The following is a 23,797-nucleotide window of genomic DNA, read 5'->3' as shown; positions in this document are numbered from 1 at the left end:
CCGCCATGAACACCACACTTGCACAACAAATCGCTAATGAAGGCGGCGTCGAAGCCTGGATGGTTGCCCAGCAACACAAAAGCCTGCTGCGCTTCTTGACCTGCGGCAGCGTCGATGACGGTAAAAGCACGCTGATTGGCCGACTGCTGCACGATACGCGTCAGATTTATGAAGATCAGCTCTCGTCGCTGCATAACGACAGTAAGCGTCATGGCACCCAGGGTGAAAAACTCGATCTGGCGCTGCTGGTCGACGGGTTGCAGGCTGAGCGCGAGCAGGGAATTACCATTGATGTGGCATACCGCTATTTCTCGACCGAGAAACGCAAATTTATTATTGCCGACACGCCAGGGCACGAGCAGTACACGCGTAACATGGCGACCGGCGCATCAACCTGCGATCTGGCGATCCTGCTGATCGACGCCCGCAAAGGCGTGCTGGATCAGACCCGCCGCCACAGTTTCATCTCTACGCTGCTGGGCATTAAACACCTGGTGGTGGCGATCAACAAGATGGATCTGGTGGGGTTCAGCGAGGAGACGTTCGCCCGTATTCGCGAAGATTACCTGACGTTTGCCGGGCAGTTGCCGGGGAACCTGGACATCCGCTTTGTGCCACTCTCTGCGCTGGAAGGGGATAACGTCGCGACCCAGAGCGCCAGTATGCCGTGGTACAACGGCCCGACGCTGCTGGAAGTGCTGGAGACGGTTGAGATCCAGCGGGTTGTCGACACCCAGCCGATGCGCTTCCCGGTACAGTATGTGAACCGGCCGAACCTCGATTTCCGTGGTTATGCCGGAACGCTGGCCTCCGGCAGCGTGAAGGTCGGGCAGCGTATCAAAGTTCTGCCGTCCGGCGTTGAATCCAACGTGGCGCGCATCGTCACCTTTGATGGCGATCTGCAAGAGGCGCACGCCGGTGAAGCGATTACGCTGGTGCTGAAAGATGAAATTGACATCAGCCGTGGCGATCTGTTGCTGGATGCAGGCGAAAACCTGCCAGCCGTACAGAGCGCCGCCGTTGATGTGGTATGGATGGCGGAACAACCGCTGTCGGCCGGGCAGAGTTATGACATCAAGATTGCCGGTAAAAAGACCCGTGCGCGCGTCGATGCCATTCGCCATCAGGTTGATATCAACAACCTGACCCAGCGCGAGGTGGAAAGCCTGCCGTTGAACGGTATCGGCCTGGTCGAACTGACTTTTGACGAACCGTTAGTGCTGGATACATACCAGCAGAACCCGGTCACTGGCGGGTTAATCATCATCGACCGGCTGTCCAACGTGACCGTTGGCGCGGGGCTGGTACGTGAGCCTATTGAGCACACCGCCGCGACGCCTTCCGGGTTCAGCGATTTTGAGCTGGAACTGAACGCGCTGATCCGTCGCCACTTCCCGCACTGGGGCGCGCGTGATTTGCTGGGAGGCAAGTAATGGCGCTGCATGACGAAAACGTCGTCTGGCATGCCCATGCGGTAACGCGCGAAGATCGTGAAGCGCTGCATGGGCATAAAGGGGCTGTGGTCTGGTTTACGGGACTTTCCGGTTCGGGGAAATCAACGATTGCAGGCGCGCTGGAAGAGGCCCTGCATAAGCTGGGCATCAGTACCTGGTTGCTGGATGGCGATAATGTCCGTCACGGCCTGTGCAGCGATCTTGGCTTTAGCGACGCAGACCGTAAAGAGAATATCCGCCGGGTGGGGGAGGTTGCGAACCTGATGGTGGATGCCGGGCTGGTGGTGCTGACGGCGTTTATTTCGCCGCATCGCGCGGAGCGGCAGATGGTGCGCGAGCGCATCGGGGAGGGGCGGTTTATCGAGGTTTTTGTCGATACGCCGCTGGCAACCTGTGAAGCGCGCGATCCTAAAGGGTTGTACAAGAAGGCCAGGGCGGGTGAACTGCGTAATTTCACCGGCATTGATTCGGTATATGAAACGCCTGAATCGCCTGAAGTTCATCTGGATGGTGAACAATTAGTAACAAATTTGGTTGCCCAATTATTAGATCTACTGAGACAGGGCGATATTATCAGATCCTGAGACACCGCCGGGCTTGTATGCCCGGTGAGTCAAGGTTACAGGATTCGATATGCGTAATAGCCATAACATTACTATCACAAGGTCAGATGCCCTCACGACCGACGACGACACAACCTGGTCACTGCCGGGCGCCGTGGTCGGTTTTGCCTCGTGGCTGCTGGCGTTGGGAATTCCCTTTCTCATCTATGGCCCTAACACGCTGTTTTTCTTCCTCTATACCTGGCCCTTTTTCCTGGCGCTCATGCCCGTTGCGGTTGTGGTCGGCGTGGCCCTGCATTCAATCATGAGCGGCAAACTGTTCTACAGCATTACGGCTACGCTATTAACGGTAGGCGCGATGTTTGGCGCGCTCTTCATGTGGCTGTTGGGGTAGGTCAGCCCTCCCTTTTCATGACGGGCGAGAGTGGCCATAATTCAAACCGTAACCAACAATAAGATTATGTTCTCCCTGCACGAGATATGCGGATCGGCGGATAAATGTGGTACATTTGCCCGCGTTGTCGCGGCATTCCCGCCTCAGAGTAGAGTCTCTGGGAAAGTTATGGGATGATGGTGCCGTTTTTCAGGGGGCAGGATGGGTAAACTAACGCTGCTGCTGCTGACTTTACTGGTCTGGTTGCAGTATTCGCTGTGGTTCGGTAAGAACGGCATACATGACTACAGCCGCGTCAACGATGATGTGGCTGCGCAGCAAGCTACGAATGCGAAACTTAAAGCGCGTAACGATCAGCTTTTCGCCGAAATTGACGATCTCAATGGCGGCCAGGAAGCGATCGAGGAGCGCGCGCGTAATGAACTCAGCATGACCAAACCGGGCGAAACTTTTTACCGTCTGGTGCCTGACGCGTCTAAACGTGCTCAGGCTGCGGGGCAAACTAATCGATAAATCAGCCCAGGAAATGACATGGCAGCCACTTTATTGGACGTTTGCGCTGTGGTACCGGCTGCCGGATTTGGCCGCCGAATGCAAACGGAATGTCCTAAGCAATATCTCTCTATTGGCAATAAAACCATTCTTGAACACTCGGTGCATGCGCTGCTGGCGCATCCCCGGGTGACGCGCGTCGTTATCGCAATCAGCCCTGGCGACAGCCGCTTCGCCGAACTTCCTCTGGCGCAACATCCGCAGGTCACCGTCGTGGACGGGGGCGACGAACGCGCCGATTCTGTACTGGCAGGCTTACGGGCGGCCGGTGACGCGCAGTGGGTGCTGGTGCATGACGCCGCCCGGCCTTGTCTGCATCAGGATGACCTGGCGCGCCTGCTCTCGCTTAGCGAAACCAGCCGCACGGGCGGAATCCTCGCCGCTCCGGTACGCGACACCATGAAACGCGCCGAGCCGGGTAAAACCGCTATTGCGCATACCGTAGAGCGTACCGACCTGTGGCACGCGTTAACGCCGCAATTCTTCCCACGCGAGCTGCTGCACGATTGCCTGAGCCGTGCGCTGAACGAAGGCGCGACCATTACCGATGAGGCGTCCGCGCTGGAGTATTGCGGTTTTCATCCCCAACTGGTTGAAGGCCGGGCTGATAATATAAAAGTCACCCGCCCGGAAGATCTGGCGCTTGCGGAATTTTATCTGACCCGAACAATCTAGACACAAAATCATTCAGGCTGCATCGAGGCGGCAACTGAGTGCATCCCCGGGAGCTTACATAAGTAAGTGACTGGGGTGAACAAAGGCAGCTAACAAAGAGGCAGCTTGAAGGATGATGTGTATATCAGGAGAATGCATAATGCGAATCGGACACGGTTTTGACGTACACGCTTTTGGCGGAGAAGGCCCAATTATCATTGGTGGCGTGCGCATCCCGTATGACAAAGGGCTGCTGGCGCATTCTGATGGAGACGTGGCGCTGCATGCGCTGACCGATGCGCTGCTCGGCGCGGCGGCGCTTGGCGATATCGGCAAACTTTTCCCGGATACCGATCCGGCCTTTAAAGGCGCGGACAGCCGCGAATTGCTGCGGGAAGCATGGCGACGTATTCAGGCCAAAGGCTATACCCTTGGTAACGTGGACGTGACCATTATCGCCCAGGCGCCGAAGATGCTGCCGCATATCCCGCAAATGCGCGTGTTTATCGCGGAAGATCTTGGTTGTCATATGGATGATGTCAACGTTAAGGCGACCACCACGGAGAAACTCGGGTTCACCGGGCGTGGGGAAGGGATTGCCTGCGAAGCGGTGGCGCTACTGATTAAGGCCGCGAAATGACCGAGTTTGAAAACCTGACGTACCTCCACGGAAAGCCGCAGGGCACCGGGCTGCTTAAAGCGAACCCGGAAGATTTTGTGGTGGTTGAAGATTTAGGTTTTGAGCCAGATGGCGAAGGCGAACATATTCTGGTTCGCATTCTGAAAAACGGTTGTAACACCCGTTTTGTGGCCGATGCGCTGGCGAAATTCCTTAAAATTCATGCCCGTGAAGTGAGCTTTGCCGGGCAGAAAGACAAGCATGCCGTCACTGAACAGTGGCTGTGCGCGCGCGTGCCGGGCAAAGAGATGCCAGACCTGAGCACATTCCAGATTGAAGGCTGTAAAGTGCTGGAGTACGCGCGTCACAAACGTAAGCTGCGTTTAGGCGCGCTGAAGGGCAACGCGTTTACGCTGGTGCTGCGTGAAGTCAGCCATCGTGATGATGTCGAAGCCCGGCTACAGGCCATCAATACGCGCGGCGTACCAAACTATTTTGGCGCGCAGCGATTCGGCATTGGCGGCAGCAACCTGCAAGGCGCGCTGCGCTGGGCGCAAAGCAATGCGCCGGTGCGCGATCGCAATAAACGCAGTTTTTGGTTGTCGGCGGCCCGCAGTGCGTTGTTTAATCAGATCGTCAACGAACGCGTGAAAAAACCAGACTTTAATCAAGTTGTTGATGGCGATGCGCTACAATTAGCGGGGCGCGGGAGCTGGTTTGTGGCCACGCAGGAAGAACAGGCGGAATTGCAGCGTCGCGTTGATGAAAAAGAACTGATGATTACGGCGGCGCTTCCCGGTAGCGGCGAGTGGGGAACCCTGCGCGACGCGCTGGCGTTTGAAGAGGCTGCCATTGCGGATGAGAGTGAACTGCAATCGTTACTGCTGCGCGAAAAGGTTGAAGCGGCGCGCAGGGCGATGCTGCTCTATCCGCAACAATTACGCTGGAACTGGTGGGATGACGTCACCGTTGAACTGCGCTTCTGGCTACCGGCAGGCAGTTTCGCCACCAGCGTCGTAAGGGAACTGATTAACACAATGGGTGATTATGCGCATATTGCTGAGTAACGATGATGGGGTCCACGCGCCCGGTATACAAACGCTGGCGAAAGCGCTGCGTGAGTTTGCTGACGTACAGGTCGTCGCCCCGGATCGTAACCGCAGTGGCGCGTCAAACTCGCTGACGCTGGAATCCTCGCTTCGTACCTTTACCTTTGATAACGGCGATATCGCCGTGCAGATGGGCACACCGACCGACTGCGTCTACCTGGGCGTGAACGCGCTGATGCGTCCGCGCCCGGATATTGTGGTTTCAGGCATTAACGCGGGCCCTAATCTGGGCGATGATGTCATCTATTCCGGGACCGTCGCCGCAGCGATGGAGGGCCGTCACCTGGGTTTTCCCGCGCTGGCGGTATCGCTTGACGGTCATCAGCACTATGAGACGGCGGCAGCGGTAACCTGCTCTATTTTGCGTGCATTACGTCGGGAGCCGCTGCGTACCGGACGCATTCTGAATATCAATGTCCCGGATCTGCCGCTGGATCAAATCAAAGGCATTCGCGTAACCCGCTGCGGCAGCCGCCATCCGGCCGATCAGGTTATTCCACAGCAGGACCCGCGCGGCAACACGCTGTATTGGATCGGCCCGCCGGGCGGCAAATGCGACGCCGGGCCGGACACCGATTTTGCGGCGGTGGATGAGGGCTATGTCTCCGTTACCCCGCTGCATGTGGATTTAACGGCGTATAGCGCGCATGATGTGGTTTCGGACTGGTTAGACAGCGTGGGAGTTGACGCGCAATGGTAAGCAGACGCGTACACACTCTTCTTGAACAATTGCGCGCTCAGGGCATCAAAGATGAGCAAGTGCTGGATGCGCTTGCCGCCGTCCCGCGTGAAAAATTCATTGATGAAGCGTTTGAACATAAAGCCTGGGACAATATCGCTTTGCCGATTGGCCAGGGGCAGACCATTTCGCAGCCCTATATGGTGGCGCGAATGACAGAATTGCTTGAGCTGACGCCGCAATCCAGAGTGCTGGAGATCGGCACTGGCTCCGGGTATCAGACGGCGATTCTCGCGCATCTGGTACAGCATGTGTGCTCGGTGGAGCGCATTAAAGGGCTGCAATGGCAGGCGCGTCGTCGCCTGAAACAGCTTGATTTACACAATGTTTCAACTCGTCATGGCGATGGATGGCAAGGTTGGCAGGCTCGTGCCCCGTTTGACGCCATCATCGTGACGGCAGCTCCGCCGGAAATTCCGACGGCGTTAATGACGCAACTGGATGAAGGCGGGATTCTCGTTTTACCCGTGGGTGAGGAGCATCAGTTCTTGAAACGGGTGCGTCGCCGGGGAGGCGAATTTATTATCGATACCGTGGAGGCCGTCCGCTTTGTGCCTTTAGTGAAAGGCGAACTCGCTTAAGCATCCTTTAATACCCGGATTTTTCCTGGTTATTTTATAAAGGGTAAGCGTATTGTGGGGACGTTTCCAGCGTCCAGGCCGATGCCTTGCACGGTTATTACGTCACTGGTTGTTAACCAAATTTTTCCTGGGGGATAAATGAGCGCGGGAAGCCCAAAATTCACCGTTAGCCGCATTGCGGCATTGTCGCTGGTTTCGCTATGGCTGGCAGGTTGTTCCAATTCTTCGAATCCTCCTGCGCCGGTAAGCTCAGTTAATGGTAATACCCCGTCGAGCACCAGCTCCGGGATGCTGATCACGCCGCCGCCCAAAATGGGGACAACGGCGCAACAAACGCCGCAGATTCAGCCCGTGCAGCCTGTTCAACCGGTTGCCCAGTCCCGGCAGATCCAGCCGGTCGCTGAGCAGCCTGTGCAAATGGAAAATGGCCGTATCGTGTACAACCGCCAGTATGGGAACATTCCGAAAGGCAGCTACACCGGCGGCAGCACATACACCGTTAAAAAAGGCGACACGCTTTTTTATATCGCCTGGATCACCGGGAACGATTTCCGCGACCTTGCTCAGCGTAACAACGTTCCGGCCCCATACGGCCTGAATGTGGGGCAAACGCTCCAGGTCGGCAATGCCTCAGGCACGCCAATTACCGGCGGCAACGCGATTACGCAGGCGGATGCAGTTGAGCAAGGAGTTGTGACCAAACCTGCACAAAATTCCACCGTTGTAGTTGCGTCGAAACCGACAATTACGTATTCTGAGGATTCAGGTGAACAAAGTGCTAATAAAATGTTGCCGAACAACAAGCCTGCTGGGACCGTGGTCACAGCGCCTGTAACGGCACCAACAGCGAGCACAACCGAACCGACTGCAAGCAGTACGTCAACCAGTTCGCCAATCTCCACATGGCGCTGGCCGACTGAGGGCAAAGTGATCGAAAACTTCGCGGCTACTGAAGGTGGCAACAAAGGGATCGACATTGCAGGCAGTAAAGGACAGGCTATTGTCGCGACCGCAGATGGACGCGTCGTATATGCCGGTAACGCGCTGCGCGGTTACGGTAATCTTATTATCATCAAACACAACGATGATTACCTGAGTGCCTACGCCCATAACGATACGATGCTGGTCCGGGAACAACAAGAAGTTAAGGCGGGGCAAAAAATCGCTACCATGGGTAGCACCGGAACCAGTTCTACACGCTTGCATTTTGAAATTCGTTACAAGGGGAAATCCGTAAACCCGCTGCGCTATTTACCGCAGCGATAATTCGGCGGAACCAGGCTTGCACTTGCTAGTTCCGTCCAGGGATCACGGGTAGGAGCCACCTTATGAGTCAGAATACGCTGAAAGTTCATGATTTAAATGAAGACGCGGAATTTGATGAGAACGGAGTAGAGGCTTTTGACGAAAAAGCCTTGAGTGAAGAGGAACCCAGTGATAACGACCTGGCTGAAGAGGAGCTGTTATCGCAAGGGGCCACACAGCGTGTGTTGGACGCGACTCAGCTTTACCTTGGTGAGATTGGTTATTCGCCACTGTTAACGGCCGAAGAAGAAGTTTATTTTGCGCGTCGCGCACTGCGTGGAGATGTTGCCTCTCGCCGTCGCATGATTGAGAGTAACTTGCGTCTGGTGGTAAAAATTGCCCGCCGTTATGGCAATCGTGGACTGGCGTTGCTGGACCTGATTGAAGAGGGCAATCTGGGGCTTATCCGTGCCGTCGAGAAGTTTGACCCTGAACGTGGGTTCCGTTTCTCAACATACGCTACCTGGTGGATTCGCCAGACGATCGAACGGGCCATTATGAACCAAACCCGTACGATTCGACTGCCGATTCACATTGTTAAAGAGCTGAACGTCTATCTGCGTACCGCACGAGAGTTGTCGCATAAACTGGACCACGAACCGAGCGCGGAAGAGATAGCAGAGCAACTGGATAAACCGGTTGATGACGTCAGCCGTATGCTTCGTCTCAACGAGCGCATAACCTCGGTAGACACCCCGTTGGGTGGTGATTCCGAAAAAGCGTTGCTGGATATCCTGGCCGATGAAAAAGAGAACGGCCCGGAAGACACCACGCAAGATGATGATATGAAACAGAGTATCGTCAAGTGGCTGTTCGAACTGAACGCCAAACAGCGTGAAGTGCTGGCACGTCGTTTCGGTCTGCTGGGGTATGAAGCGGCGACACTGGAAGATGTGGGGCGTGAAATTGGTCTCACCCGTGAACGTGTTCGTCAGATTCAGGTTGAAGGCCTGCGTCGTCTGCGCGAAATTTTGCAGACTCAGGGGCTGAATATCGAAGCGCTGTTCCGTGAGTAAGTGATTATTCGTCAAAAAAAGGCCAGTCGTGAGACTGGCCTTTTTCTTTGGCCGTCAATTCGTAGGCCAGATAAGGCGTAGCCGTCATCCGGCACTTATTGCCCGATGGCGCTTTGCTTATCGGGCCGACAAAAATATCCCAGGCTGACTTTACCCCATCATCTTGCGCACCAGCTGCGTGAACTGTTTGCGCTCATCGTCGCTCAGGCGCCCTAAAAATTCATCATCCACACGATCCCCCAACGGCATGGCGCTGGTCAGCAGCGTTTCTCCTTCGCCAGTAAGATAAACAAAGCGGCGGCGTTTATCTTGTGGATCGCTTTCCCGCGTCACCAGTCCCCGGCTTTCCATTCGGCTTAGCATCTCCGCCAGCGTCGCTTTTGTACTGACCGCCGCCTCCATTAGGGCAATCTGCTCAATGCCTGGATGCTCAGCAATAGCGCGCATTACCGCATACTGTGGCTTGGTCAGTTCCGGTAATTCGTGCTGCCAGCGGGACGTATGCTGTTGAAAAAGCTGACGTAACAGATGAAACGCTGTGTTTCGTAACTCCATGTGCGCTCCTGGCAAAATATCTGTTGCTATCATAACGGGTTGTAGCAATTTTTATAATGCTCAATCTTTTAGCTCTCCGTGCGGCTATGGGGAATGAAGCTTGTCCAGGTATTCCGGGTAGCGTATTTTATCCAAAACGTTCGTGTACGAACAAAATGGAGTGATGGATGAGACTGATTGTGGGGATGACCGGCGCAACGGGGGCGCCGCTAGGCATTGCGCTGCTACAGGCGCTGCGGCAAATGCCGACAGTAGAAACACACCTGGTAATGTCTAAGTGGGCCAAAACGACCATTGAGCTGGAAACGCCTTACAGTGCGCGAGATGTTGCCGGACTGGCTGATTACTGCCATAACCCGGCGGATCAGGCGGCGACGATCTCTTCCGGCTCATTTCGCACCGACGGCATGATCATTATTCCTTGCAGTATGAAAACGCTGGCGGGGATTCGCGCAGGATATGCCGAGGGGTTAGTTGGCCGTGCCGCCGACGTGGTGCTGAAAGAAGGGCGCAAACTGGTGCTGGTGCCGCGTGAAATGCCGCTCAGCACGATCCATCTGGAAAACATGCTCGCCCTTTCCCGCATGGGGGTCGCGATGGTGCCGCCCATGCCTGCTTTCTACAACCATCCGCAAACTATTGATGATATTACGCAGCATATTGTGGCGCGTGTGCTGGATCAGTTTGGTCTGGAGCATCCGCGTGCCCGGCGCTGGCAGGGGTTGCAGCAGGCGCAGAATTTTTCACAGGAGAATGAATAATGGCATTTGATGACTTACGCAGCTTTTTGCAGGCGCTCGACGAGCAGGGGCAACTGCTGAAAATCAGTGAAGAAGTGAATGCAGAGCCGGATCTGGCTGCTGCGGCTAACGCAACCGGGCGCATTGGCGACGGCGCGCCGGCGCTGTGGTTCGACAATATCCGTGGCTTCACGGATGCGCGCGTGGCGATGAACACCATTGGTTCCTGGCAGAACCATGCCATCTCTTTAGGCTTGCCGCCTAATACGCCAGTAAAAAAGCAAATTGATGAATTTATCCGCCGCTGGGACACGTTCCCCGTCGCCCCCGAGCGCCGTGTCAACCCGGCGTGGGCGGAAAACACCGTTGATGGCGAGGCGATCAACCTGTTTGATATTCTGCCGCTGTTTCGCCTCAACGATGGCGATGGCGGCTTCTATCTGGATAAAGCCTGTGTCGTCTCCCGCGATCCGCTCGACCCGGATCACTTCGGCAAGCAGAATGTGGGTATCTACCGGATGGAAGTGAAAGGCAAGCGTAAGCTGGGCCTGCAACCGGTGCCAATGCACGATATCGCGCTGCATCTGCATAAGGCGGAAGAGCGTGGCGAAGATCTGCCGATTGCTATTACGCTCGGTAACGATCCGATCATCACTCTGATGGGCGCCACTCCGCTGAAATACGATCAGTCTGAGTATGAAATGGCGGGCGCGCTGCGCGAAAGCCCATACCCGATCGCCACCGCACCGCTGACCGGCTTTGATGTGCCGTGGGGCTCAGAAGTGATCCTTGAAGGGGTGATCGAAAGCCGTAAGCGTGAAATTGAAGGGCCGTTTGGCGAGTTTACCGGCCACTATTCTGGTGGGCGCAATATGACGGTGGTGCGCATCGACAAAGTGTCTTATCGCACTAAACCGATTTTTGAATCGCTCTACCTCGGGATGCCGTGGACTGAAATCGACTACCTGATGGGGCCAGCGACCTGTGTGCCGCTGTATCAGCAGTTGAAAGCGGAATTCCCGGAAGTGCAGGCGGTTAACGCCATGTATACCCACGGTCTGCTGGCGATTATCTCGACCAAAAAACGCTACGGCGGATTTGCCCGCGCAGTCGGCCTGCGGGCAATGACCACGCCGCACGGTCTGGGCTACGTGAAGATGGTGATTATGGTTGATGAGGATGTCGATCCGTTCAACCTGCCGCAGGTGATGTGGGCGCTGTCGTCGAAGGTCAACCCGGCAGGCGATCTGGTGCAGCTGCCGAACATGTCGGTACTGGAACTGGACCCAGGCTCAAGCCCGGCGGGGATCACTGACAAACTGATCATCGACGCCACAACGCCGGTTGCGCCGGATAATCGCGGCCACTACAGCCAGCCGGTATGTGATTTACCAGAAACCAAAGCCTGGGCTGAAAAGCTGACTGCCATGCTGGCCAACCGTAAATAAGGAGTAGCAGATGATTTGTCCACGTTGCGCTGATGAACATATTGAATTGATGGCGACCTCTCCGGTCAAAGGGATCTGGACGGTGTATCAGTGCCAGCATTGTCTGTACACCTGGCGTGATACCGAGCCGCTACGCCGTACCAGCCGTGAACATTATCCGCAAGCGTTTCGCATGACGCAGAAAGATATTGATCAAGCGCCGATGGTGCCGGGCATTCCACCGCTGCTGGCGGAAGATAAGCGTTAATAAAAAAGCCGGATGGCGGCTGACGCCTTATCCGGCCTACGTATTGCGATGCTTCTTGTAGGCCCGGTAAGCGTAGCGCCACCGGGCGTTTCTGATTTACACCAGACTCTTCAACCGGTAGATCCACTCCAGCGCCTGGCGTGGCGTCAGAGAGTCAGGGTCGAGGTTCTCCAGCGCTTCAACGGCAGGAGAGGTCTCTTCCGCAACCGACAGCAGCGACATCTGCGTACCATCCACCTGGGTCGCGGCGGCATTCGGCGAGAGGCTTTCCAGCTCGCGCAGCTTTTGCCGCGCGCGTTTGATCACCTCTTTCGGCACGCCCGCCAGCGCAGCTACCGCCAGACCGTAACTCTTGCTTGCCGCCCCGTCCTGCACGCTGTGCATAAAGGCGATGGTATCGCCGTGTTCCAGCGCGTCCAGATGCACATTCGCGACGCCTTCCATTTTCTCCGGCAACTGCGTCAGTTCGAAGTAGTGGGTGGCGAACAGCGTCAGCGCTTTGATCTTATTCGCCAGATTTTCCGCACACGCCCACGCCAGCGACAGGCCGTCATAGGTCGATGTGCCGCGCCCGATTTCGTCCATCAAAACCAGACTGTTTTCGGTCGCGTTGTGCAAAATATTGGCGGTTTCGGTCATCTCAACCATGAAGGTTGAACGACCGGAAGCCAGATCGTCCGCCGCGCCTACGCGGGTAAAGATGCGGTCGATCGGGCCAATCTCAACGCTTTGCGCTGGCACGTAGCTGCCAATATACGCCAGCAGCGCAATCAGCGCGGTCTGACGCATATAGGTGCTTTTACCCCCCATGTTCGGCCCGGTGATAATCAGCATCCGGCGCTGTGGGGAAAGGTTCAGCGGGTTGGCGATAAACGGCTCGTTCAGCACCTGCTCGACAACCGGATGGCGACCTTCGGTAATCCGAATGCCGGGCTTATCGCTAAAGGTCGGACAGGTATAATTCAGCGTATACGCGCGTTCAGCCAGGTTGACCAGCACGTCCAGCTCAGCCAGCGCATTGGCGCTCTGTTGCAGCTCTGCCAGGTGAGGGAGCAGCAGATCGAACAGTTCGTCATAAAGCTGTTTTTCCAGCGCCAGCGCTTTGCCTTTAGAGGTCAGAACTTTGTCTTCGTACTCTTTCAGCTCGGGAATAATGTAGCGCTCGGCGTTTTTCAGCGTCTGGCGGCGGACGTAGTTAATGGGCGCCAGGTGGCTTTGCCCACGGCTGATCTGGATGTAATAACCGTGTACGGCGTTAAAGCCGACTTTCAGCGTATCCAGCCCGGTACGTTCACGCTCGCGGATTTCCAGACGATCGAGATAGTCGGTCGCCCCGTCAGCCAGCGCGCGCCATTCGTCCAGCTCTTCGTTGTAGCCCGGCGCAATAACGCCGCCGTCGCGCACCAGAACCGGCGGCGCGTCGATAATGGCGCGTTCCAGCAGATCGCGCAGTTCGGTAAACTCGCCCATTTTCTCGCGCAGGTTCTGCACGGGGGCGCTGGTTACGGTTTCAAGCTGTGCGCGCAGTTCCGGTAACTGCTGGAAGGCGTGACGCATACGGGCGAGATCGCGTGGTCGGGCGGTACGCAAGGCCAGACGGGCGAGGATACGCTCCAGGTCGCCCACCTGACGCAGCACCGGTTGCAATTCACTGGTCACATCCTGCAACGCGCCAATGGTCTGCTGACGTTCGATCAGGGTTTTCGTGTCGCGCACCGGCATATGCAGCCAGCGTTTGAGCATACGGCTGCCCATTGGCGTGACGGTGCAGTCGAGCACCGAAGCCAGCGTATTGTCCACGCCGCCCGCCAGGTTCTGGGTGATCTCCAGGTTGCGGCGCGTGGCGGCATCCATAATGATGCTGTCCTGCTGGCGTTCCATCGTAATGGAGCGAATGTGCGGCAGTGAAGTGCGCTGGGTGTCTTTGACGTACTGCAACAGACAGCCTGCGGCGCACAGTCCGCGTGGTGCGTTCTCTACACCAAAGCCGATCAGGTCCCGCGTACCAAATTGCAGGTTTAGCTGCTGGCGAGCGGTATCGATTTCAAATTCCCACAGCGGGCGACGGCGTAAACCACGGCGGCCGTCGATCAGCGCCATTTCGGCAAAATCTTCGGCGTATAGTAGTTCTGCCGGGTTAGTGCGCTGTAATTCTGCGGCCATCGTTTCACGGTCAACCGGTTCGCTTAAGCGAAAACGCCCGGAGCTGATGTCCAGCGTGGCGTAACCGTAGCCTTTGCTGTCCTGCCAGATGGCGGCCAGCAGGTTGTCCTGGCGCTCCTGCAACAGCGCTTCATCGCTGATAGTGCCAGGCGTAACGATGCGCACGACCTTACGTTCAACCGGGCCTTTGCTGGTGGCCGGATCGCCAATCTGTTCACAGATTGCGACGGACTCCCCTTGATTGACCAGCTTCGCAAGGTAGTTTTCGACGGCGTGATGCGGGATGCCCGCCATCGGAATCGGTTCGCCCGCCGATGCGCCGCGTTTGGTCAGCGAAATATCGAGTAATTGCGAGGCGCGGCGTGCATCGTCGTAAAACAGTTCGTAAAAATCGCCCATGCGGTAAAACAGCAGGATCTCCGGGTGCTGGGCTTTCAGCTTGAGATACTGCTGCATCATGGGTGTATGGCTAGAGAAGTCCTTGTCAATGTCTTCATTCATATTGATTTTACTCATTTTTTAATTCTTTCAGGTGCTCATGTGGCCCCAGGTAAATCCCCTTTAAACCCACATAAACCCATAAATTTGTAGCTCACTTGTAGCCTAGAATGTGATAGGTTACCTTCTAATCATTCTTGGGCTACAGATAGTGGTGATACTTTGAAAACAACTCTCAGTCAGGCTTTTATTATCAATAAGTTAAGCATTGGTGTGAAGCCCACCCTTAACCATGCGGGAAAAGTCGTTTTCGAAGCAAACCCAGAGCAAAAACCTTACATAGTTTTTGATGACCACCGCGACTCACCAGTTGGCTTTGGTGTGAAGGTCAGTTTGACGAAAAAAACCTATGTGATCCAGCGAAGAGTAGCCTCGTCAGATCGTAATGTCAGTGAGGGTAAGAAGCCAAGCTCTGTCTTGAAAGTCAAGGTTGGAAATGTGTCTGATTTTCCAAGTATCGATCAAGCCCGTGAGGTAGCTCGGCAGTTGGTTCAGACAATGATCGCAACAAAGAGAAATCCCAACAAAATTAAGAGGGAACTCGATCTTGCCGAATTGACGGTGAGTGAAGCTTTTGCCCAATACAGAAGTCACTTACTTGGCAGAACCAGGCCTGCTAAACCCAACACCCTAAATGTATTGGACAAAGCAGAAAATCGATTAAAAGAGTGGCAAAACCTTCGAATCAAGGATCTCACTGGTAATGAAATCCTCCGTAAGTTTGACGAGATTGCTGCAAAAGCTAGAACAGCAGCAGAGCAGACTTTCCGGTGGGCCAATGTTGCTGTCAAACATGCGATTGAAATTGAGGCTGGGAATGCTCAGACACAACAGCGGCAACCTTCGTTGTCATACAATCCATTTTCTATCCTGAAAGTGCAGAAAAAGTTCAGGACTCGTTCTGAACTGGAAGATAGCTATCGTGCGAAAGGTGTTCGAAACCCCTTATCACCTAAGGACACATTAGGACGATTTCTTACCGCATTACACAACAAAAGAAGCTTCAATCGTCTGGGGTGTGATTATCTGTTGTTGACCGTTCTGACGGGGGCCAGAAAAGAAGAAACGGCTTCACTGTGCTGGCGAGAGACTCTGACAGAAGATGAAGCTAAAACGACCAGCTATATCGATCTCGAAAACCGGGTTATTCGCTTTTACGACACAAAAAACCGCAATGACCATGAGTTGCCAATCTGCGATGCTACGAAGCGAATTCTGGAAGATCGACGAGATATCGTCAACGATACCGAAAAACAAGCAGATAAACGCAAATGGGTTTTTCCGGCTCGTTCGTCACGAAGTAAGGTCGGGCACTATTCAGACAGTAAAAGCTTACGCGAGTATATCTGTCAGGAAGCCGGAATAATGAAGTTGGGAATGCACGATCTGCGTAGGACCTTTGGCCGTGTTGCAGAAGAACTGACCTCGTATACAGTGGTGAAAAGATTGCTCAACCATCGCAATACCACCGATCCCACTGAAAGGTATGCAATGCCTGATAATGAACGAATTTATGGGGCACTTCAAAGGATTGAGCTTCACATGCTGATGACGGCACCAGGATTGTATAATACACTTTTGGCTTCGGCGAAATATCCACCATTACCAGTAAATTAGGAGAAGGGAATGAGTGCAATAGACACTTTAAGGGAATACGCCGAAGTATGGCATTTATTTGGTAATATGCCAGATGATGCAACTCTAAGTGCTGAAGTTTCGGCTCTTTATCTTGGTGTGAGTGTCAAAACCCTTGCTCGCTATCGCCAGAATGGTAATGGCCCAGCTTATATCCAATACCAAGCAGAAGACAGCAAAGCACGGAATCAACGAGTAAATTATCTACTGGGTGATTTAAGGGCTTGGCGGGATAGTCATAAGGTAAGCAGTACAATGGAGGCTGCACAGGTCCGAGGATTGGCTTTTACTTGTTTGAATGATTTTACTAAGCCAGAACCGTTTTGGTCTATTGATAATAAAATTTACTCTCATGCCCTCACTATTTCTGACGAAATATTCAAGGAACTATTAAATACAGCTCGTGCAGAAGTTATCTGGATCTCTGTTGAAAAAGTTTTATCTGAGGACTGGCATAGTGCGAGGGAACGGCAGATATGGAATGATTTTTTTGTTATTTTTTTAAATGAGCTTGTGTTGACATCAAATTTGCTACAGGAAAAACATATAATTAATGATAAACTCTTAGAATAGATATTTCATATTGATTCAAAGGGGATGAAAAAGTGATGTTAATAAAAATAAATCATTTTAAAAAATCGTCTCAACTGATTAACATGCAGATAATTATGATGATAGATAGTATATTAAGGTTTTGACTTTTTTAATGGTAGCATGGTTATTTTTATACTAAGTGAGTTTAATACATGATACTTGTACAAGGACATAAGTAACTTATGAAAAAAATAAATCAGTTGATAACCCCTTCTGTTGATGCCACAGATTATACATCACCAGATAAAAAAATGTTTTTTAAGGACTCATATCTTGCTACAAGTTTTTCTGAGAAAGCTTGCGATCCTAATTGCTATTATTTTGTCGGGGAGAAAGGGACTGGAAAAACAGCATTAGCATTTCATATACAAAATGATGAGCCTAAAAATATTAATGCGAAGTTATTGCCAATATCTGATTCTCAGTACACTAGATTCATTAATTTAAAATCAGCAGGAAAGTTGTCATATACTGATTACCCCATCATATGGCGAGCAACTATTCTTTATCTTATCTGTAAGTTGATTATTCAAAAAAGAAAAAGATGGTATCATAAATTAACGTATAAATTTCACAAACTGGAAGCAGCAATAACTTCTTATGATAAGGATGCACATATTCCTGAGCTTGAGTATGTTATTGAATTTGCTACTTCCTTAAGTGAAGGAGGTAAACTATCTGCAAACATACCGGAAGCATTAAAAATAGCATTTGAGTCAAGTGAAACTAATTCAATAAAAACAACTCAGACATCGATAAAAGCTTCATTATTGGAATGTGAAAAAATATTGAAAGATAGTTTATTTAGTTTGAAATTAAATAAGCAAATTGTATTGTTTTTAGATGGCATAGATGCTAAGCCAAGCGGTATTGACTTTTCTGAATATCAGAAATGTATAACTGGGTTGGCAGATGCGGCTTGGAGTCTCAACAAGGACTTTTTTTCAAATATGCCAAACTCACCTCAAAAGCCAAGAGTAGTTCTCCTTTTGAGACCAGATGTTTTTGATTCACTAAATTTACATAATTCAAACTGTAAACTTTCAGATAATTCAGTTGTATTTGACTGGAGTACATCTAAACAAGGCTATAAAAATTCAGATCTTTATAAAATGTCTGACAAATATTTTATCTCACAAAATAATGACAATAGTGGCTGGGAGAGATATTTTCAAGAGGAAAGGCCTGGCAGTAAAAATAGGTCGTATAGACGACTTCTCCGCATTTCATATCAAAGGCCGCGAGATGTATTTTCAGCAATAAAAATACTTATTGATATATATAAAAAAGATGGGAGAGGTTCATTAAACCATTTTTCATGGCAAGATTTTATCAGCCCTGAATTTACTAAAGTGTATTCTCAGTATCTTTTGGGAGAGGTCAAAAATTATGCTAATTACTATATATCAAATGCACAGTTTGATGTTTTGATTTCATTTTTTCAACTATTAGATGGCAATAGCAATTTTACTGAAGAAGAATTTAGAGAAGCTTTCAATACATTTAAAAATAGGCACGAAAATGAAATACAAGAGACATCAAGTATTACAAATGATTATAGTTCCTTTTTGCAGTTTTGGTATGATGTGAATGTAATTGGCTATAAGGAAAGAGTGGCAGATGAAAATAATAATTTCTACCATTGGTCCTATCGTGAACGAAATGCACTCAATGTCATGCCAAAAATTAAAAAAGGGTGCATGTACATGATACATCCAGGTATAGCGAAAGCTATTGATATCGGTAAGCCTACTGTCCGAGAATAATATACTCTCTGGCTTAATAATTGAATTTGTAATATAGAATTCAATCGGATAATTTTACAAAATGGCTGACCTATTCTTGCTCCCATATGATGGGTCAGACCATATTAAATCAGGATTTTTATTTTGTTAGCATGGTAAATATTATAGAGATAAGTACTTTCGATAGGTGACAATAATATGGAATGCGAGATCTGATGATTGAGTGAATTTCAACGCAGTCTCTTATTATAACATGATTAGTACAAATTATATAATTAGCCATGAATCTATCTTTTTTTTGATTTGTAAAAATTAAATGAATTCATAAGATCTGGTGTTTCTATTTTTGATTTTTTGAATCTATCCATTTGCTCCTCATTGAATTTATGAGGAATCCCTTTCACGCATAAATTAGAGTTCAAATAAACATGATCGTCTTCTGTATTGCGAATTAGAATTCTCTTTTCAAATAACTCTTTGAATGCTCTCGAAACATTAGATTTTTGTAGTCCTAAATCTTTTGCTACTCTTGATTGAGAGAAATTAACAAGAATATTACCATAGTCAATAATTGAAAAAAGATAAATAATTATTCGAAAAGAAGTTGGTGTTAGCTTCATTTTTGCCAGGGTGCCGATATTTGTTTTAAAGATCATGGAAAAATCATCTTTAAAGGAGGTTTTCCTTTTATTACTGGCTTTAATTCTAAGTTCTTCTAAATCGTCTAATGATACGTCTAATGCTTCTGCAATCGCGGATTTTTGTTCTCTGGTTAGAATAACATTTGTATTTATCATATTATCTCCTTTTGTTGTTTATCTGATAATATATATTGCATATTTTATTTAATTGTCAAATTTTTTTATAAAAACACAAATTATTTTATCTATATTGATATATGGAGTATTAAATTAAATACTATGGGTGGTAGATTTAATGTTTCAGGTTATAAAATAAATAAATTTACTTCATGGAAGTCATTACTGCTCATCTGATTTAATATTATGATTTACTTAGTTTTATTTTATTTGACTTTCGCAAGATAAAAGATAAATAAAGAAATAAGAAACCATAGCATTACAATACTAATTTGATCTGCCATATTGCCTTGCTTAATTCAATATCGAATATATCCCTTATGTTGATGTGTATAATGTAATGAAGTCTGCGCAACTTCAGTGTTGCGCCATTGGACTTCGGTTATCATTATTTTTTTTTTGGACTAAATGTAAATAATTACACTATATGCAGATATCTGGAATTAAATGAATGAACAAGGTTGTCGCAGAAGAGCTAAGATATCAGAATAACTGAAAATCATTGTATTACATGATTATAAAAATCGGCTTACGCCGAAAACCTCTGGAAAATTTTTTCTACTTCAGCGAGTGAGTGCTTTGTGCACTCAGCGGTGCTGCAAGAAAGTCCGTAGCAAAGTATAAATCAATATATTAGTATCAGTATATGGGGCGTAAGCCAGTGCGAAGCACTTTGTTATAAATATCCGTAGAAGGTTTTTTATTAATTGGTTTTAAATTCGATTAAAGGAAGATTGCTATTTAACTTACATATATTATTGTTTTGTTTCCAAAAAGTAAGGTGATAATTATTTCTCATTGGTAATGATAAAAAAATATTTTGTTTTAGGTGTTGATTTTTTATGTTGGCATGATAGTACTTGATTATAAAACTAAAAAAGGATCAAGCTATGTGTAATAACATTACTCTTTCGCAGGAAGAAAAATTTATCCAGTTGATAGATAAATATATCACTCAGCATCGTGATGATGCTATTAATGCTGTGTTTTACCGAAAGCTGTATGTGCTTTTCGTCGGATATCACCTTAAATATTATTACTCACGTAAGCAATACTGTAACTCGTGTTTTCATGTCGATAATATTATGCAGATGTTCACAGGTGTAGTTTCATCACTTAGGGCTAATGTGCTAATAAAGCTCAACAACAGCCATACGATGCTTTATTGCTTGAATGGGCTTGTGGATTATATTTCTGGTAACCTCATGGAGGTTGAACAACTCTATGCAGATTTGCTGGCACAGTATGAAAGGAAGAGCATTTCACATTCATTGAATTACGTACCACCACCTATAGGTGGCAGGAAAAGGCTATGAGGATAAGGTAATGTGCTTTATGCACACTATTCAGTTCGTGGCACGGTGAGATATGTGGGTAAGAAAAAGCAGGAGTTGGTTATCCAGGATCCTGCCTGCGGGGATAATTTTCTGGAATTTTACTTATCTACGACCTGCCAGCCATCATCCGTTTTGACCATTGTGACAGCTGCGGTGGCCTTGTCGTTATTGACAACAACCGTCACATTACATTTATAGCTTTTATCCGATACTTTCACACAGTCATGCTTTTTGACTGATTTTAATTCCCGCAGTGCGTCTTTTGGGACATCTTTACCGGCTATGGATGTGACGATGGCATTCGTCTGCTCCACGACCTTATTCATTGCATTATAAAGTTCTTGCTCGGAGGGCTCATTATTACAGCCACTCAGTAAAAAAATTGAGGCAATGAGTGTAGTAATTGCATATGTTTTCATAAAATAATTCCAGACGATAGAGTGCGTTATTGAATAAGACCGGTTTTCATCTTGCTGTTATTTTCTGAGAACGTCCACTTTCTGACCGTTTCGTCTTTAAATTCGATTTCGAGTCTTTTTGCCTGTGTCTGTGAACCACCCGTCAGTAATCCAACGATCGGGATGAATGTGGTGGCGTCAAACTGATTGTTATTCATAAAGTAAGTCCATTCTTCATTACCGTTATCAAGAATGGTTCTTGTATCTGGCTTGCCCAGGAGGGCGGTGATTTCTGATTTCGTTGTCTTATTTTTAGTAATTTGCGACTGTAGACTTTGTGATGTTTCGTTTTTGAGATGTTGATTGCCTGATGTTGAGCAACCAGAAGTAAAGGAAACGGAAATAAAAAATACAGAAGCAATAAGTCTGTTCATAAGCTCTCTCATTTTAATGTTTTATGCAGTGCAGAATTAATTTCGTTGAATAAAAACAACTCTGTTTGCATATGTCTTTTTAATTATACAGATAAGAATAATGATGCTGGCAAAAAACGTAATGACTGAAACAGAAGTGCTATCGGTCAATGAATATACTAACCATGCGAGACCGAAGGCCACGAATTGAAACAGGAAGGCCACACTGAGCGGACTTTCACCATAGGCCACTTTTGCATGGCATCCGGAGCATATTTTTACGCCGTGGGGACTTTCTTTAAAACAAAAGGGGCACTGAACAGTTTGCTTACTCATTGCAACTCCCTGACCTGATTTAAGGCGATGTCTTTTTGAGCATTTTCAATGAATGAACTGCTTTAGTAAAATTGCTTGTACCGATCGATGGATTCTTGTTGATAGCTTTTATCTATCACAATTGAATTATCGATCTATATAAACGATCAATAATTTCTTGACTAAATTGTAAAAATAAACTATTAGAAATGTGGTTTGTAGTTGGATCCTTTGCTAACCAATTGTTCTGAATGTATTTCATCGCCAGGTTCAGGAGAGGAGGCAAGTAAGTGAAGATGATAGATTTGTCTAAAGGGACGAGCGGTCGCATACAACAGAGAACTATCCAACTGTCTGAGCAGTTGTATGAATCTGCTAAGAAATGGAAGCCACACCTGGAAGTGGGATTGGTGTTGTCTGGATATCTGATGGGCCGTAAAGCGTAGTTTTTGGTTCAACTGGATGGTATGGGCAAGTTCATTCTCCATTTCATTTCTGACTTGCTCGTCGAGTTGTAGTAGTTTATCGAGAATAGTTTCTCTGCTGGGATGTTGTGCTTCTGGCTGTTTACAAGGAGCTGGAGCAAATTTAGATCTTGTATCAAGTAGTTTTACATGTCCAGGCGAGTAATCAATAAGTGTCTGAATATTTGACCAGGCATACCTTTTCCCAAGCTGCGAAGCCTTGAAGGCAATCCCCTGAAATTCAAATGAAAAACCATTCATTTTGCCCGTCGAAGCAATGTTGGGCTGGCAGGTTACACCCACTTGTTCCAGTTGCTGAATGAACGATAACAAATCTGGGCGATTGACTAACACATTATCGATGCAAGTTTGCAAAGCGGCTTTTGGGCAGGGAGTTGCCGTTCGTTCAGAGAGCATCTTTTCGTTGCGCGAAAGCTTCTTTATGCTCTGAGATCGTCGGTTTGAAGTAGTCGCTGTTTCTGTAAGACCATATACTCTTTCAAGCTCACTGATAATACGAGTGCTGATAAGGTTCTCATTTTTTCCAAGATACAACTTTCCGTCAGTAATATCGATACGACTGGCAATAATGTGAATGTGTTGTCCAGCCTCATCATTATGAAGAACATAGCAACGAAGATGTGTATCATTAAAACCCATACGGGACATATAGTCGTCGGCTACGGTTGCCCATTGTGCTTCTGACAATTTTTCTCCATGCGGTAAGCGAAGAGAGTTGTGCCATACCGGTTTTTTGATATCAGGTCGTAAAAGTTTTGTTTGTCCAAACTCGCGAATAAGGTCAACGATATGGTTACCAGCCATGTTGCCGCCAATAACCCTGGGATCAGTTTTATGGTGTGAAGCCGGTTCAAGTGCATAGACAACTACTCCAGTAAATTGCTTACCTCTCTTGATTTTCTGCATACCTTTCATTTGTATTACTCCAAAAAGTTGAGGGAAGTAGAAGAGTGCGAAGTGTCTGCACCTGCCGTCTGATTACATGCATTTCTGTCAGGGTTGGATCGCTGTCAGGACTTTTACCATCGAGGTAGGTCAGTAGGTGATTTAAATCTTGTGAAAGGCGACCAAGCTCTACCCATGCACTTTTATTAATCGCTGGTAATACCAAAGGAAGTTTATTCAGCGAAGCCATCCTGAGCCATTCTCCTTTTTTATAGGAACCTCTTTTTTCTTCCAGAATAGATAATTCATTTTCATTTAATCTGACACTTACACAGTATGATCTGATTTCATTCTCTGGTAACCGTTCAGTATGAAATTTTCCCCTTCTCGATGTTTTTGTTAAATCAGGCTGTTGTTTTTGAGGGTTATAATGCATATAAATACCTAAATTTTAATCGTGTCATGAACCATATATAAAAGATAATAATAAAACGTCAAGTGTGTAATCGTGAAAAAATAAACACCGGATAAAGAA

The 23,797-nt window shown here is 48.8% G+C and carries 26 protein-coding genes; 18 read left to right on the top strand and 8 right to left on the bottom strand.

From position 1 onward, the window contains the following. The first annotated feature begins 5 nt into the window (after positions 1-5). From cysN to rpoS, 11 genes are all read left to right on the top strand, one after another. Positions 6-1,433, top strand: a complete 1,428-nt coding sequence (gene cysN, locus OGX75_RS11475; RefSeq protein ID WP_134769114.1) for a sulfate adenylyltransferase subunit CysN — start codon at positions 6-8, stop codon at positions 1,431-1,433. After that, positions 1,433-2,038 (top strand): adenylyl-sulfate kinase, encoded by a 606-nt coding sequence (gene cysC / locus OGX75_RS11470; RefSeq protein WP_012134866.1) that lies wholly within the window; start codon positions 1,433-1,435, stop codon positions 2,036-2,038. The genes cysN and cysC overlap by 1 nt, the downstream gene beginning before the upstream one ends. A gap of 49 nt (positions 2,039-2,087) precedes the next feature. Then, complete coding sequence (locus OGX75_RS11465; protein ID WP_012134865.1) at positions 2,088-2,411, top strand: DUF3561 family protein; 324 nt, start codon at positions 2,088-2,090, stop codon at positions 2,409-2,411. A 201-nt stretch (positions 2,412-2,612) separates the two neighbouring features. After that, positions 2,613-2,924 (top strand): cell division protein FtsB, encoded by a 312-nt coding sequence (ftsB, locus tag OGX75_RS11460; protein ID WP_012134864.1) that lies wholly within the window; start codon positions 2,613-2,615, stop codon positions 2,922-2,924. 18 nt (positions 2,925-2,942) lie between these two features. Continuing rightward, positions 2,943-3,638 (top strand): 2-C-methyl-D-erythritol 4-phosphate cytidylyltransferase, encoded by a 696-nt coding sequence (gene ispD / locus OGX75_RS11455; protein WP_058668016.1) that lies wholly within the window; start codon positions 2,943-2,945, stop codon positions 3,636-3,638. Between the two features lie 139 nt (positions 3,639-3,777). Then, positions 3,778-4,257: a 2-C-methyl-D-erythritol 2,4-cyclodiphosphate synthase gene (gene ispF, locus OGX75_RS11450; protein ID WP_012134862.1), complete on the top strand. Its 480-nt coding sequence runs from the start codon at positions 3,778-3,780 to the stop codon at positions 4,255-4,257. Further along, positions 4,254-5,303: a tRNA pseudouridine(13) synthase TruD gene (gene truD, locus OGX75_RS11445; RefSeq protein ID WP_286451156.1), complete on the top strand. Its 1,050-nt coding sequence runs from the start codon at positions 4,254-4,256 to the stop codon at positions 5,301-5,303. Before ispF ends, truD begins: the two co-directional genes overlap by 4 nt. Then, entirely contained in the window at positions 5,284-6,045 is a 762-nt protein-coding gene (surE, locus tag OGX75_RS11440; RefSeq protein ID WP_012134860.1) for a 5'/3'-nucleotidase SurE, read from the top strand. The genes truD and surE overlap by 20 nt, the downstream gene beginning before the upstream one ends. Further along, a complete protein-coding gene (gene pcm, locus OGX75_RS11435; protein ID WP_012134859.1) occupies positions 6,039-6,665 on the top strand; it encodes a protein-L-isoaspartate O-methyltransferase in 627 nt (208 codons plus the stop codon). The genes surE and pcm overlap by 7 nt, the downstream gene beginning before the upstream one ends. A 138-nt stretch (positions 6,666-6,803) precedes the next feature. Beyond that, the gene (nlpD, locus tag OGX75_RS11430; protein ID WP_104868264.1) at positions 6,804-7,931 is read left to right on the top strand and encodes a murein hydrolase activator NlpD; all 1,128 of its coding nucleotides are present in this window, start codon (positions 6,804-6,806) and stop codon (positions 7,929-7,931) included. 62 nt (positions 7,932-7,993) lie between these two features. After that, entirely contained in the window at positions 7,994-8,986 is a 993-nt protein-coding gene (gene rpoS, locus OGX75_RS11425; protein ID WP_000081498.1) for an RNA polymerase sigma factor RpoS, read from the top strand. Between the two features lie 150 nt (positions 8,987-9,136). Here rpoS and OGX75_RS11420 read toward each other — a convergent pair whose 3' ends face one another. After that, positions 9,137-9,541 carry a MarR family winged helix-turn-helix transcriptional regulator gene (locus OGX75_RS11420; RefSeq protein ID WP_071257923.1) on the bottom strand — a complete coding sequence of 135 codons (405 nt, stop codon included), beginning with the start codon at positions 9,539-9,541 and terminating at the stop codon, positions 9,137-9,139. Between the two features lie 167 nt (positions 9,542-9,708). Between OGX75_RS11420 and OGX75_RS11415 the strand changes: the two genes are divergently transcribed. From OGX75_RS11415 to OGX75_RS11405, 3 genes are read left to right on the top strand one after another with little or no spacing between them, the layout of a single operon-like run. After that, positions 9,709-10,302, top strand: coding sequence for a non-oxidative hydroxyarylic acid decarboxylases subunit B (locus OGX75_RS11415; protein ID WP_071257924.1), 594 nt, complete (start codon positions 9,709-9,711; stop codon positions 10,300-10,302). Further along, positions 10,302-11,729, top strand: a complete 1,428-nt coding sequence (locus OGX75_RS11410) for a non-oxidative hydroxyarylic acid decarboxylases subunit C (RefSeq protein WP_071257925.1) — start codon at positions 10,302-10,304, stop codon at positions 11,727-11,729. The genes OGX75_RS11415 and OGX75_RS11410 overlap by 1 nt, the downstream gene beginning before the upstream one ends. Before the next feature lie 10 nt (positions 11,730-11,739). After that, the gene (locus OGX75_RS11405; RefSeq protein ID WP_012134852.1) at positions 11,740-11,976 is read left to right on the top strand and encodes a non-oxidative hydroxyarylic acid decarboxylases subunit D; all 237 of its coding nucleotides are present in this window, start codon (positions 11,740-11,742) and stop codon (positions 11,974-11,976) included. Between the two features lie 96 nt (positions 11,977-12,072). On the opposite strand, the gene mutS is transcribed toward OGX75_RS11405, so the two are convergent. Continuing rightward, positions 12,073-14,640 carry a DNA mismatch repair protein MutS gene (gene mutS / locus OGX75_RS11400; RefSeq protein ID WP_286451167.1) on the bottom strand — a complete coding sequence of 856 codons (2,568 nt, stop codon included), beginning with the start codon at positions 14,638-14,640 and terminating at the stop codon, positions 12,073-12,075. A gap of 159 nt (positions 14,641-14,799) precedes the next feature. Between mutS and OGX75_RS11395 the strand changes: the two genes are divergently transcribed. The 3 genes from OGX75_RS11395 (at position 14,800) to OGX75_RS11385 (ending at position 18,632) form a co-directional block, all read left to right on the top strand. Further along, the gene (locus OGX75_RS11395) at positions 14,800-16,254 is read left to right on the top strand and encodes a tyrosine-type recombinase/integrase (protein ID WP_174349467.1); all 1,455 of its coding nucleotides are present in this window, start codon (positions 14,800-14,802) and stop codon (positions 16,252-16,254) included. A gap of 9 nt (positions 16,255-16,263) precedes the next feature. Continuing rightward, positions 16,264-16,845, top strand: coding sequence for a hypothetical protein (locus OGX75_RS11390; protein ID WP_174349466.1), 582 nt, complete (start codon positions 16,264-16,266; stop codon positions 16,843-16,845). Positions 16,846-17,048: 203 nt separating this feature from the next. Beyond that, on the top strand, positions 17,049-18,632 hold the full coding sequence (locus OGX75_RS11385; protein ID WP_174349465.1) for a P-loop ATPase, Sll1717 family: 1,584 nt from the start codon (positions 17,049-17,051) through the stop codon (positions 18,630-18,632). Positions 18,633-18,898: 266 nt separating this feature from the next. On the opposite strand, the gene OGX75_RS11380 is transcribed toward OGX75_RS11385, so the two are convergent. Beyond that, on the bottom strand, positions 18,899-19,408 hold the full coding sequence (locus OGX75_RS11380; protein WP_174349464.1) for a helix-turn-helix domain-containing protein: 510 nt from the start codon (positions 19,406-19,408) through the stop codon (positions 18,899-18,901). Positions 19,409-20,319: 911 nt separating this feature from the next. Between OGX75_RS11380 and OGX75_RS11375 the strand changes: the two genes are divergently transcribed. Beyond that, positions 20,320-20,745, top strand: a complete 426-nt coding sequence (locus OGX75_RS11375; RefSeq protein WP_032694657.1) for a hypothetical protein — start codon at positions 20,320-20,322, stop codon at positions 20,743-20,745. Between the two features lie 119 nt (positions 20,746-20,864). Here the strand turns inward: OGX75_RS11375 and OGX75_RS11370 are convergent, their stop codons facing one another. The 5 genes from OGX75_RS11370 to OGX75_RS11350 all read right to left on the bottom strand — a co-directional run bounded on the left by OGX75_RS11370 (position 20,865) and on the right by OGX75_RS11350 (position 23,698). Beyond that, positions 20,865-21,185, bottom strand: coding sequence for a hypothetical protein (locus tag OGX75_RS11370; RefSeq protein WP_001525471.1), 321 nt, complete (start codon positions 21,183-21,185; stop codon positions 20,865-20,867). A 26-nt stretch (positions 21,186-21,211) separates the two neighbouring features. Further along, positions 21,212-21,598: an SEN1984 family lipoprotein gene (locus OGX75_RS11365; protein ID WP_174349463.1), complete on the bottom strand. Its 387-nt coding sequence runs from the start codon at positions 21,596-21,598 to the stop codon at positions 21,212-21,214. A 36-nt stretch (positions 21,599-21,634) separates the two neighbouring features. After that, a complete protein-coding gene (locus tag OGX75_RS11360; protein WP_174349462.1) occupies positions 21,635-21,913 on the bottom strand; it encodes a hypothetical protein in 279 nt (92 codons plus the stop codon). 182 nt (positions 21,914-22,095) lie between these two features. Continuing rightward, positions 22,096-23,292 (bottom strand): relaxase/mobilization nuclease domain-containing protein, encoded by a 1,197-nt coding sequence (locus OGX75_RS11355; RefSeq protein ID WP_174349461.1) that lies wholly within the window; start codon positions 23,290-23,292, stop codon positions 22,096-22,098. Then, entirely contained in the window at positions 23,261-23,698 is a 438-nt protein-coding gene (locus OGX75_RS11350; RefSeq protein ID WP_174349460.1) for an ATP-binding protein, read from the bottom strand. Before OGX75_RS11350 ends, OGX75_RS11355 begins: the two co-directional genes overlap by 32 nt. Positions 23,699-23,797: the final 99 nt, after the last annotated feature.

Source organism: Citrobacter sp. CK199, from assembly GCF_030333285.1.
In the GTDB taxonomy this organism is placed as follows: Bacteria; Pseudomonadota; Gammaproteobacteria; order Enterobacterales; family Enterobacteriaceae; genus Citrobacter_B; species Citrobacter_B koseri.
The sequence above is the reverse complement of the archived record's forward strand: the minus strand, read 5'-3'. Positions and strand labels throughout refer to the sequence as shown.